The 11,781-nt window shown below is 69.1% G+C and carries 8 protein-coding genes and 1 pseudogene; 5 read left to right on the forward strand and 4 right to left on the reverse strand.

Annotation, left to right across the window (positions count from 1 at the left end):
- Together ACZ4XD_RS36405 and ACZ4XD_RS36410 are read left to right on the forward strand one after the other, a co-directional pair.
- Positions 1 to 1,279: S8 family serine peptidase (locus ACZ4XD_RS36405; protein WP_468049721.1), on the forward strand; the 1,279-nt coding region annotated here is incomplete at its 5' end.
- Positions 1,280 to 1,614: 335 nt separating this feature from the next.
- Positions 1,615 to 2,388, forward strand: coding sequence for a hypothetical protein (locus ACZ4XD_RS36410; protein WP_468049723.1), 774 nt, complete (start codon positions 1,615 to 1,617; stop codon positions 2,386 to 2,388).
- 42 nt (positions 2,389 to 2,430) lie between these two features.
- On the opposite strand, the gene ACZ4XD_RS36415 is transcribed toward ACZ4XD_RS36410, so the two are convergent.
- Positions 2,431 to 3,399, reverse strand: a complete 969-nt coding sequence (locus ACZ4XD_RS36415) for a pentapeptide repeat-containing protein (protein WP_468049724.1) — start codon at positions 3,397 to 3,399, stop codon at positions 2,431 to 2,433.
- 375 nt (positions 3,400 to 3,774) lie between these two features.
- Positions 3,775 to 4,038 (reverse strand): annotated as a pseudogene (locus ACZ4XD_RS36420) (IS5/IS1182 family transposase); the annotation flags it as partial.
- A gap of 220 nt (positions 4,039 to 4,258) precedes the next feature.
- On the opposite strand from ACZ4XD_RS36420, the gene ACZ4XD_RS36425 reads away from it, so the two are divergent.
- From ACZ4XD_RS36425 to ACZ4XD_RS36435, 3 genes are all read left to right on the forward strand, one after another.
- Positions 4,259 to 7,558: a patatin-like protein gene (locus ACZ4XD_RS36425; protein ID WP_468049726.1), complete on the forward strand. Its 3,300-nt coding sequence runs from the start codon at positions 4,259 to 4,261 to the stop codon at positions 7,556 to 7,558.
- An 800-nt stretch (positions 7,559 to 8,358) separates the two neighbouring features.
- A complete protein-coding gene (locus tag ACZ4XD_RS36430; RefSeq protein WP_468049727.1) occupies positions 8,359 to 8,820 on the forward strand; it encodes a Crp/Fnr family transcriptional regulator in 462 nt (153 codons plus the stop codon).
- A gap of 26 nt (positions 8,821 to 8,846) precedes the next feature.
- Positions 8,847 to 9,722, forward strand: a complete 876-nt coding sequence (locus ACZ4XD_RS36435; RefSeq protein WP_468049729.1) for a universal stress protein — start codon at positions 8,847 to 8,849, stop codon at positions 9,720 to 9,722.
- A 276-nt stretch (positions 9,723 to 9,998) separates the two neighbouring features.
- Here the strand turns inward: ACZ4XD_RS36435 and ACZ4XD_RS36440 are convergent, their stop codons facing one another.
- Both ACZ4XD_RS36440 and ACZ4XD_RS36445 read right to left on the reverse strand, forming a co-directional pair.
- Positions 9,999 to 11,048: a zinc-dependent alcohol dehydrogenase family protein gene (locus ACZ4XD_RS36440; RefSeq protein WP_468049731.1), complete on the reverse strand. Its 1,050-nt coding sequence runs from the start codon at positions 11,046 to 11,048 to the stop codon at positions 9,999 to 10,001.
- 220 nt (positions 11,049 to 11,268) lie between these two features.
- Positions 11,269 to 11,781 (reverse strand): universal stress protein (locus tag ACZ4XD_RS36445; RefSeq protein WP_468049733.1); only part of this gene is annotated, 513 nt, incomplete at its 5' end.

Here is an 11,781-nt window from a genome sequence, read left to right on the forward strand (position 1 = left end):
GACACCGTTCGGCTACGGGGTCGAGTACCCGCGTGCCACGATCGATCTCGCGCTCTCCGCGCCCAACCCGCTCGGCGTCGTCCGGCACATGGACGACCGGGTCGGACACGGCACACATGTGGCCGGGATCGCCGCCGGTGACGGCTCGTCACCCGGCAACGGCAAGCCGGGGTTCACCTTCATCGGCGTCGCGCCGGAGGCCGAACTCATCGTGGTGGCCAACCGGTTGACCACCGAAGCCATGGGCGACTCGGCCAGCACGCTGGACGCCGTGCGCTATATCTTCGATGTCGCCGAGTCCCTCGGCCGGCCGGCGGTCATCAACATCAGCCAGGGGGACAATCTGGGCCCCCACGACGGCTCCAGCCTGCTGGAACGCGGTATCGACAATCTGCTGCGGGATGCCGGGCACGCCCTGGTCAAATCCGCGGGCAACGCGGCGAACGCCGGTGTGCACGCGACCGGGGAGCTGGCGGAGGGCGAGGTGGAGACCGTGCGGTTCGCGGTGCCCGCCGACGACGCCACACCGGACACGATCGACCTCTGGTACTCCGGCAACGACCGTCTCTCCTTGCGGATCACCCCGCCCGGTGGCATCCCCAGTGCCGAGGTCACCCCGGGCTCCACCACCGAGCTGGCGCTGCCCGGCGGAAACCGGGCCTTCGTCGACTCGGTCGTCCACCACGGAGAGAACGGTGACAACCGGATCTATGTGCAGCTGCGCCCGGCGAGCCAGACGGCGCTCGTGCCCGGCAGCTGGAGTCTGACGCTCACCGGCCTCGCGGTGGCCGACAGCGGCCGCTGGCACGCCTGGGTGGAGCGGGGCGATGTCGTCCCCCAGTTCATCGGCAGCCACCGCAGGGATGACGTCACCATCTCCGTACCCGGCACCAGTCGGAAGGTCGTCACCGCCGCGTCCTACATCACCAAGGGCGCCGGCCAGGGCAACCTGTCGACCTTCTCCAGCCGTGGCCCCACCCGCGACGGCCGGGACGCACCGACGCTCGCCGCTCCGGGGCAGGCCATCACCTCGGCGCTGGTGGGAGCAGCGGGCACGAACCAGTACCAGTCCATGTCCGGCACCAGCATGGCCGCGCCCCATCTGACGGGCGTCTGCGCCCTCATGTTGCAGGCCCGCCCCACGATGACGCAGTCCGAACTGATCCGGCTCCTCATGGACTCCGCCCGCCTCGACGCCTTCACCGGCGCAGCCTCCGGACACGACTGGGGTGCCGGCAAGGTGGACAGCGCAGCCGCCGTAAGCTCTGCCACCCCGTGACGGTCAGGTTGAGTCCAGCAGCACGACGAGCTCCTCCGCACACCGACCCGGCACACGAAGCGCTGTGGCCCAGTCGGCCATCGCGTCGGCGACCGTGAACGGCGTAAGAAGGGTGACGCAAAACCTTCGCTTTGCCGCGCCTTGACTTCCTATTGACCGTCAATTGCCGGTAGCGTCCGGCCCTGATCGATGATCCCGATCAGGGCCGACCGCACGTCCGAGGCATCCCGCGCCGCAGACGTATCCGTTCTCAGGCCACACAGCCGGCCCGGGCCGGCCCAGCACGTCTTCGCTCGCCGGCTCCCCGTGAGCCGCTGGATGTCACCGGAGGATGCATGACCTCTCGTATAGCTGCCGCCATCGCCACATGCGCGTTGAGTCTCGGTGCCCTCGCCTCGGGCGCAGGCGTCGCCACAGCGGCCTCACCGGCCCCCGCCGCCGGACCTGCCGACGACGCACCGTCGCTCCGGGCGGCGATCAACGCGCGCGCCGCGGCCGTGGACGGGTGCAGCTACCAGGTGGTCCGCTCCCACGACTCCCGCTACGTCTACTCCGTGAGCGGGGTCTTCGGCGGCGGCGTCCGCGAGCTGACGCCCCAGAAGGAGGACTACGTGAGGATCTCCGACGACTGGCGCAAGGTCGTCCAGGTCGACGCGTGCGCGGGCGAGCGGGGCCAGGCCCCCACCGCGCTCCGCGTCACCGGGAAGCTGGACAACCCGGAGCACTACGATCCGTCCGTCCCGCGGATGATCCACAGCAACGACCTCAAGCCCGCGGCCTCTTCGGTGATCCCGAAGGCGCCGGCGCTGACGTCCGTCGACCGCCTCGACGCGGCCACCGTACGCGTCTCGTGGAAGCCCGCGCAGGGCAACCCGGACCAGGTGATCCTGATGGAGCGCAAGCCCTTCTACTCCAGCGAGATCGGCCTGTGGCATCCCTACACGTTCCAACGGGACGTCCAGGCCGGCGCCACCTCGATGGACCGCAAGCTGGAGCGTCACCCCGACATTCCCCCCGCGAGCCGCACGCACTCCTACTGGATGCGCGCGGTCAACGGCGGCTTCGTCAGCGACCTGCGGGCCGAGAAGCCGGTCCCGGTCGAGCCGTAACCGCCTGCCGGTGCGTGCCGCGTTCTGCACATCAGACGCTCCCTAGCGGGTCCGCCCACCCAAAGACTTCGGTAGCCCACGGGCCTGCTTCAGCGTCGCCCGGTCGAGTCTGGTGCCGGAGAGATCCGCGCCCGTAAGATCGGCACCCGTAAGATCCGCGCCTGTGAGGTCGGCCTCAGTGAGGTCAGCGCCCGAGAGTTTTGCCCCACTGAGGTCCGCGCTGGTGAGGATCGCGCCGGAGAAGTCAGCGTTCCGAAGGTCCGCGCGGTACAGATCCGCATCGCTCAGATCGGCGTCGGTGAAGTGTGCTTTCCTCGCTCGGGAATCGCTCAGGTCGGCTTGGTGGAGGTCTGCGTCCGAGAGGTTGGCGCCCTCCAAGCCGGCGTCGTTGAGGTTGGCGTAGCCCAAGGACGTCTCCTTAAGGACCGCTTGTGCCAGTACCGCCGAGCTGAGGACGGCGTGTTCCAGATCCGCGTTGCTGAGGTCCGCACCAGTGAAGTCGGTCTCGGGGAAGTTAATGCCCACGACCCTCTGATGGGCCTCGTCCCACACCCCGAGGCCACCCATCCCGCGGAGATACACGTGGGTGAGGTCGAGGTCCCTCCTGCCTTGCCCTCTCCTTCCATCGTGTTCGGGTTGGCGGTTGGCCAGCACGGTCATCGCTACTTGGGTGTCAGTGGGCGGCTTCCCGGCCCGCCGCGCCGACTGGCCGCCGCCGGCCGGGGGACGGGCGTGTTCACGCGCATACGCGGTCAGCACCGAGACAACCGTGGGCTGGTCCCGCGAGGAGTCCTGCATGATGCGCTCCAGAGCGTAAAGACCACCCACACGAACGTCCAATGACGCTGATGACAGATTGTGGATCGCGGCGTTGAACCTGTTGGTGATTTGGCCGTGCTCGGCAATCTGTAGTTGTTTGCTGGCCTGGCTCACCGATGCCCAGGTGAAGAGCAGGGCCGCCATCGCGGCAAGGCCGGGCAACAGGGATACCGCCAGTCCGAGCAGCTGCATCTGATTGCCACCCGAACCCCCACCCGACCTGGCTCCTCGGCTCCTCCTCCGCCGCCCCACAGCATGCCGATGTGCCGTGCGGCGGAGCCGCCCGATATCAGGGTTCCCGGTCACTCCCTAATGGCACACTACAAGGGTGGAAACAGCGAAGACCGCCACGCTTGTCCATAAGACGCTCCCTGTACTCGGCCTCGGCCAGCAATCACTTCACGACCGTGGTGCCGGGCGGTGACGGGCGGTTCGCCACGGGGACGAACGTCTCCAACGGCTGATGCGCAGGTGTCGTGCGGTGCGGGGGACGGGAACTACTCGCTCGTGCCCCTCTTGTCCGGTGTCAAGACGCTCTCGGTGGCCTGAGGACAATCCGGCCGATCATTAACGGATCCCCGGCCGGATCGCGGCGACGGTGACTGTGCCGTGAAAGACGAACGCTGTGTCGTCGTACCGGGTCGTCGTGGCCCGGGAGTCCTTGAGCGCGCTGTGGGTCCGCTCGACTTCGTCCCTGCGGCTACACCGTGCCCTGTCGAAGCCGGCGGGGCGACCGCCTCGGCCCCTGTGCCGCCGACGGTCGGCCCGCTGGTCCCGGCGCTCGGGAAACGTGTGTGGGATGGGCCGTCGCCGTGGGGAGAAGCGGTCTCGCACGAGACTCCCGTCGGGCCGCCCCTCCCCAGTCGTGCCCACTCCGCGTCCGTAAGATCCCCCGCCCCACACGGACGGCACGGTCCACCGCCCGCCCCTTCACCCACGTGCCGGGGCAGCACTCCTAAGCCGAATGCCGTGCGGTGGCGTGCCAGGCGCGGCAGGCTGGGCGACTCTGGCCGGGCTGGACACGAGCGGTCCGGGCCGGAGGAGCGAGGGCATGGATGTGAAGCAGGTCGGTGCGGACACGCAGGAGATCCGTATCGCCACCGCGATGACGGGAGGTGTGAGCCTCGCGATCTGGATGGGCGGTGTCGCCCGCGAGCTGAATCTGCTCCAGCAGGCGGCCTGGCGGCGGTACCCGGAGGCCGACCGCCCGTTCGAATCCGAGCTCGCCGTGTCGACGCGATGCGACGGCAGGGTGCGAGACCTCTATGTCCGCCTCCTCAATCTGCTCGACGTCACGGTCAGCATCGACATGCTGTCCGGAACGAGCGCGGGAGGAATCAACGGGGCACTGCTCGGGCTGGCACGGGCGAACTCGCTCGATCTGGGCGACCTGCGGGACTTCTGGCTGACCTCCGGCTCCTTCGAGACCCTGCTGCGGGACCCGAAGGAGCACAGGCCGCCCTCGCTGCTTCAGGGTGACGGCGTGCTGTTCAAGGATCTGCTGGCGGGGATCGGGCAGCTGAAGACCGCGGACCGGCACTTCCGCGCGCCGGCCCTGCCCGACGGAACCGCACGGAAGACCAAGGTCTTCATCACCACCACCCTGCTCACGGGGGAGACGAGCCGGTTCACCGACAGTCTGGGGACCCTGGTCCAGGACGTGGACCGGCGAGGTCTGTTCGTATTCGACGAGGAACAGCTCACGGGCCCCGACCGCAACGACCTGGTGGCTCTCGCGGCGCGTTGCAGTGCCTCCTATCCCGCCGCCTTCGAGCCCGCGTTCGTTCCGTACGAGAAGGAGATCCCCGCTTCCGGCGGCAAAGTCCTCAGGCACCCCGCGATGGGGAAGTTCGTGAACATCACCCGTGACCACTGGGTGGCCGACGGCGGCCTGCTCGCGAACCGCCCGATCGGCCCGCTGCTGCAATCCATCTTCGACCGCCCGGCCGAACGCCAGGTCAGACGGGTGCTCCTGTACGTCGTCCCGTCCCCCGGCGAAACACCCGACCCGCGCGAAGCGCCTCGGGAGAAGGAATCCTTCGACGCCCCCTGGACCATGGGTGAGGCACTGCTCAAGGACCTCGCCAGCATCCTCGGCCAGAGCATTCAGGCGGACCTGACAGCCCTGCGCCGCCACAACGAGCGGGTCGATTCGATCCGTGACACCCGGCTGCGCATGGCGGAGATCGGCGTACGGTGCCGCTCCATCGGCCGACTGCTCACCCAGGAGATGCTGACCGACTACCGCGCACGCGAGGCCGTCTGGCTCGTCCGGCCTGTCATCGCCTCACTCATGCGGGCCGTGACGACGATGCCGAAGGAGCGGATGCCGACGGCCTGGCTCAAGGCGCTCGAACCGGGGCTCAGCGCGGAGCAGGACTGCCGGGACGCGGCCGCGGCGGCGGTCTCCGCGGAGTGGCGCTTTCCCCGCCCGGGGGACAGCGCCCGGCTGGCCCAGTTCGGCCGGCCCGCGTTCGACGGTGCCAAGGCCACGGTTCTGACGATGCTGCAAGCGGCGTACACCAGCAGGCCGGATGCCTGGACCCAACTATCGGCACTGACCCGCCGGACACACGAAGCCTTCGTCACCGAGGCGCGGCCGGACACCGACGCTCTCGTCGACGAGACGCTCAGGGCCCTGGAGGGGACCAGCTGGCCCGCTCTCACCGAGGTGGCCAAAACCGTTGCCCAGAAGTACGAAGCACAGCTGAGCGCACCTGCCAATCCGTCCGAGGGATCCCTCCAGGACGGCTGGGAAAAGCTGGCCGCGATCGTGCGCGACCTGCGCTTGCTCATCGGCGACGAGGACGGTGCGCCGCCGCCCACGGAGAAGAGTCCGTTCGGCCGGAAGACGGCAGCGGAGCGACAGCAGCGCGCCTCGCAGGAGCTCAGGTGCTACCTGCAATTCCTCCGCGAAGACCTTGGAGCCGTCCCGACCCATCTGTTTGACCTGCATGTCGCCACGCGTTCCGTGCTGCCCGTCGGCGTGGAGGTGGAGCAGCCCGTCGAGCTCATCCAGGTGAGCGCGGACACCCGCAGTGTGCTCGCCCCGAATCGGGTCACCGCGGCCGCCAAGCTCAACGGAATGCAGCTGCATCACTTCGGGGCCTTCTACAAGCCCTCGTGGCGGGCGAACGACTGGGCCTGGGGCCGACTGGACGGCGCCGGCTGGCTCGTCCACATGCTGCTCGATCCTCGGCGTGTCCATCAGCTCGCCGAAAAGTCATCCGCCCCGCAAACGGAACGGAGCCACTGGTTCTACGAGGAGCTGCGCCGGAACGTGCTCGACGGCATGGAGCCGGCGGGCTGGCCGGTACAGAGGTCGGGCGAGCCCGAGATCCTGCTCACCGCCGACAAGGTCCGGGATGAGCTGAAGTTTCTCGACGACCCTGCCCAGCCCGTACCGGCCGGCCTCCCGTTGACCTCCCTGTGGGTGGCACTGCGCTGGCAGGAGTGGATCGCCGCGAACGAACTGCCGGTCGTGGCCCAGCAGATGCTCGGCACACCCGCCACCCGGCACGATCCATGGGCCAGAAACGTACTCGATCAGGCCGGGAGCCTGGACAGAGCGCTGGCGGCGGCCCAGGCAGCCACCTCGGCCGCCGTGAGCCGCAACTGGAGCCGACAACAACGGAAGCTGATCGACTCCGCGCGCGAGCCCGGTGCGGCAGTAGAGCCCGCGAACGCGCAGGCGGTGGCCGCGGCACTCGCCACCTGCCCGGTCCCGGACGAAACGCTCGCCAAGGAGCTGGGCCAACCCCTCTTCACCCGCACGGTCACCAAGGCCCTGGCCACGGCGACCGGCGCCCTCACCGGATTCAAGGAGCCACCGGCGTCGGTCAAACCCTTCTTCTCGTCCGCCCGAACCGTCACGATGGTGTCCTACCGGGCGGCCGGTCTCACCAGCGGCTCGCCCCGGGTGCTGATGGTCCTCGGGCTGGCCTTCGTGGCTTTGGCGATCTGGGCCATGAACGGGGACGGCGCCCTCCTGGGTCTCACCGCGGTGGTACTCCTGGCCATCGGATCCCTGCTCATCGTTCTGGCGGCCTGGGGCGTGAGCAGACGGCTGCTACCGGCCTTTCTGGCCCTGATACTGGCGGTCCTGATCGTGATCGGGGCGACAGTCAAAAGGTCATGGCTGTTCGGGAAGCAGGCCGGGGAGCCTCCTTGCTGCGGCGCGGAGCCCAAGGCCGACGTCGGCTGGGTCGGAAGGAATGTGCTCCCCTGGCTGCAGGAGTCCGCATGGCATCCCCTCATCGTCTTCGCCGGGCTGGTCGTGCTGAGTGTGCTGATCAGCGGCGCGATCGGCAAGCTGGCGAAGGTCGTCCGGCGACGGCTGAAGGAACGATGACGGAGTCCCGCGTCAGGCACTGCGCCGTCAGACACCGCAGGAGGTCGGTGGCCTGAACCACACCTCAAATTACTCGCCGCCGGAGCCGGGCCCACAGGCAGTCACGGGCCCGGCTCTCTATGGATCACAGCGAGGTGACAGCGCCGCGGTTGTGGAGGGCTTGGTATGTCGCTGTACCACCAACATCCGCCAACTTTTCGGCGAACTTCTGGTCGACGGTCACCGGCACGGGGAGATAGGCCAGCCGCCCGGCATCAGTCATCACACCGAGCAGGGAGACACCGGGCGTACACGAGGCACTCGGACAGGCTCGCGGTGAGCCGGAGCAAGGCTCCACCCCGGCCGCTACTGCGTGAGGATGACCAGCGGCTTGCGTGGATCCTTCGGGTCCGGCGGGCCGGCGCGTACCGGGTACGTGATCAACGCCGGCGGTGCGATCGACGCACCACCAGGTGGCTCCTGCCGAACGACGATGTTGAGGTCGGCGACGGAGGATCTAGATCCAGAAGTGGGTGGTCCAGGGGTGGGCGGTGGGTTCAGGGGCAGACCGGCCCTCGCCCGCCAGTGTTTCTGTCGCGCTCGAACCGGAGCGTTTCCGCACCGGGGCACGCGGCGACGCTCACCCGGCCGGCGCACTCCTTGCCACTCGGACCCTGAGCCCCTGCTCTGGGGCCCTTCGGCCCCCACACCGCGCCGAACAGCCCCTGCACCGAACACCGGCCGAGTGTGCACGCTGGTGGTGACCGGCTTGGGCAAGGCCGGCGGCCGCACGTCGCCGGCGAGATCCGGGAGAAACCGCCATGACCACCACGCCACTCCTCAATGTGCTTCCCGCCGACGGACGCGAACGCCTGCTGCGGTTCGCCCATGAGGTGTCGTTTCCGGCAGGTACGCGGATCTTCGAGGAACACGGGCTCGCCGACCGGTTCTGGATCATCCGCACCGGTTCGGTGAATCTCGACATCCAGGTAGCGGGCGGTCGGTCGGTGGTTGTCGACATGCTGGGCCACGGTGACCTGGTGGGCTGGTCATGGGTGGTGCCGCCGTACACCTGGCGCATGGGAGCGGAGGCATTCACCCCCGTCCGGGCGTACGAGTTCGATGCGACGGCGGTACGGGCCCTCTGTGACGCGGACCCGGTCCTCGGCCTCGCAGTGACCCGTCGCGTCCTCGGTGTGGTCGCGCGCCGCCTTCAGGCCACGCGGCTTCGTCTCGCCGATACGTGCGGGCCCGGAGCAAGCAGCATGCCGGCACCCTCGTGAGGTGGTGTGGGAAGGCGGTGAGGACGATGGTGCGCCCCCTGGTCGTCGGGGTCGACGGATCGGATGCGAGTTTCCTGGCGCTCGACTGGGCGGTGGACGAGGCTGCCCGCCACGCACTGCCGCTGCGTCTGGTGTATGCCTCCCGATGGGAGCGTTACGAGGACACGGCGCTCGGGCTGAGCCTGAAGCGTCCTGCCGGGGAAGTACTCGCCGACAACATCGTCGGGGCCGCGGTCGAACGCGCCAACCTGCGCAACGCGGACGTCAATGTCTCCACACAGGTCCTGGGGGACGACCCGGAATCCGTGCTGCTGCGTGAATCCGACCATGTGTCCGCGGTAATCGTCGGCTCGCGCGGTCGCGGCGCCTTCACCGGCCTGTTGCTGGGATCGGTCGGACTGGCCGTCGCAGGCCGGGCCCGTTGCCCCGTGATCGTCGTACGCGGAGACAAGGCGGGGCTCGCAGGGACACATGAGCGCGTCCTGCTCGGCGTCGGCGACTCGGCCAAAGGCTCGGAAGCCGTCCGATTCGCCTTCCAGGAAGCGGCAGCCCGTGGCTGCACCCTCGATGCCGTCCGCGCCTGGCGCTGTCCCGCGCACGAGACCACCGACCACCCGCTGCTGGCCGGAGATCCGGAGCGCTACCACGAGGGCCGGGCATCGGCCGTGCTGGACGAGGCGCTGGAGGAGACGGCCGGTGAGTATCCGGCCGTGCGGGTACGGCGCGTCACGGTGGAGGGCCCGGCCCACAAGGTACTGATGCAACGCTCCGCCGCCGCGGATCTGCTGGTCATCGGAGCACAACGCCGTGACAGCCGTCTGGGGCTCCAACTGGGGCGGGTGGCGCACACCGCTCTGCACCACGCGGAGTGCCCTGTGGCGGTCGTGCCTCAGCCGGTGTGAACGCAGGTCCGGCCGGACCGGGAGTTGGCCGTACGAGAGCTCGCGGGGCAGGGAGTGCGGCCACTCCGGTCGGTGACGTGATCAGGGTCTGTGAACCCCGCGCGTCCGACCGGCGTCAGTCCTCAACTCCTCGTCCTCATGAGGTATTTGTCGATGGTTCCTGTGCATGCGAACCCATGACGCGAATGCGCCGGCCGGTGATCCGTGTCGGAGTGAGGCTCCTTGTTCGTCATCGCGTACCGGTCCTGGCTCGGCCAGGGGCTGCGGCCAGTGCGGTCATGGCGCGGCGAGCCCGTTCAGGACGACCTTGAGCGCGCCGCTGTCGGCCGGGGTGGAGAAGACCTCGTAGGCCTCTTCCATACGATCGAGGGGGAACGTGTGGGTGACCAGCGACGACAGGTTGAGACGTCCCGCTGACGCCATCCGCAGCAGCACCGGGGTCGTGCAGGTGTCCACGAGCCCGGTGGTGATGGTCACGTCCTTGATCCACAGATCTTCGAGGTGCAGCGTGGCCGGCTTTCCGTGGACGCCGATATTGGCGATGTGTCCGCCAGGGCGTACGGCGCGGGTGCACAGCTCGAAGCTCTCCGGCACGCCTACCGCCTCGATGGCGACATCGGCACCGAAACCGTCGGTGAGGTCCGAGATCAGGTCTTCGGGAGCCTCCGCTGCATTGACGATGGCGTCCGCTCCGAGCTGACGAGCCGCCTGTAGACGGGGCTCGGCCAGGTCGACGGCGATGATCCGGGCGGGGGTGAGGAGCCGCGCCGTGATGATGGCAGCCAGCCCGATGGGCCCCGCACCGATCACGGCGACGGTGTCGCCCGGCCGGACGGCACCGTTCAAGACCCCCACCTCATAAGCCGTGGGGAAGATGTCGGCCAGCATGACCGCGTCGTTGCTCGCCACGGAATGCGGCAGCGGATGGACGGACAGATCGGCGAACGGGACGCGTACGTATTCGGCCTGGGCCCCGTCGATCAGGTGCCCGAGCACCCAGCCGCCGCCTCCCAGGCACTGGCCGTACCGCGCTTCCTTGCAGAAGCGGCAGCGGCCGCAGGCGCAGATGCACGAGACCAGTACCCGGTCGCCGGGCCGGACGGTGCGTACGTCGCCGCCGACCTCCACGACCTCGCCGACGGCCTCGTGCCCCAGCACCGTGCCCGTTGCCACGTCGGGGACATCGCCTTTGAGAATGTGCAGGTCCGTGCCGCAGATCGTGACGGCGTCGACGCGGACGACGGCGTCGGCAGCGTCCTTGATGCCGGGATCCGGGACCTGGTCCCAGGAGGACTGTCCGGGCCCGTGATAGACGAGTGCCTTCATGGTGCGCATCTCCCTGCACGAGGAAGGTGAGTTGCCTTCATGCCCAGCCTCGGGCCGAGTGCGTACGCGGCACATGGGCCGGTCGGCCCCCGCGCGGGGTGCACCGGCCCCAGCTGCCCGGGCGCCCGCCGCGCGGGTGACCGATGTCCGATGCGGCCCACGAGGCAATCCGCACCACACTCCTCGGTGCCTCCCCACAGGGGCGTGCTGTGCCATGGGATCAGTCGTGGGGGACGATCGCTACCGGACACGGGGCGTGGTGCACGGCTGCCTGGACGACGTGGCCGATGCGAGGGGGCAACAGGCTGCCTCTGTGCCGACGGCCGACCATCAGCAACTCCGCGTTCGCGGTGCCGTGCAGAAGCGCGGGCGCCGGACTCTCCAATATGACCTGCTCGTCGAGGTGCACGTCCGGAAACTTCGCACTCCACGGGCGCAAAGCCGCAGCCAACTCGTCTCGTGCGATCCGAGCCGATTCCTCGGCAGCAGTCCGGTCCACGCCGCCGCCGCGGGTGTAGGCGTACGCGGACAGGTGTCTGCCGTGCACGGCGCGCAGCGCGACGGCCCGCCGGGAGGCGGTTTCGAAGGCGAAGGCCAGCAGCCCCTCGCAGGGGGCGTGCAGACTGACGCCGACCGTCACATTGCCGCTTCCGATACTGGCCGGGATGTCCTGCTGGGCACGGACAAGAACCGTCGGGACGGCGGTGCGGGTCACCAGCTCCAGACCGATCTC

The organism is Streptomyces sp. NPDC029466 (assembly GCF_055574515.1).

What these genes read in the sequence shown, in the direction of transcription:
- ACZ4XD_RS36440 (WP_468049731.1), bottom strand. Translation starts at nt 11,048, where the DNA reads ATGAAGGCACTCGTCTATCACGGGCCCGGACAGTCCTCCTGGGACCAG.
- ACZ4XD_RS36410 (WP_468049723.1), top strand. Translation starts at nt 1,615, where the DNA reads ATGACCTCTCGTATAGCTGCCGCCATCGCCACATGCGCGTTGAGTCTC.
- ACZ4XD_RS36415 (WP_468049724.1), bottom strand. Translation starts at nt 3,399, where the DNA reads ATGCAGCTGCTCGGACTGGCGGTATCCCTGTTGCCCGGCCTTGCCGCG.
- ACZ4XD_RS36435 (WP_468049729.1), top strand. Translation starts at nt 8,847, where the DNA reads ATGGTGCGCCCCCTGGTCGTCGGGGTCGACGGATCGGATGCGAGTTTC.
- ACZ4XD_RS36425 (WP_468049726.1), top strand. Translation starts at nt 4,259, where the DNA reads ATGGATGTGAAGCAGGTCGGTGCGGACACGCAGGAGATCCGTATCGCC.
- ACZ4XD_RS36430 (WP_468049727.1), top strand. Translation starts at nt 8,359, where the DNA reads ATGACCACCACGCCACTCCTCAATGTGCTTCCCGCCGACGGACGCGAA.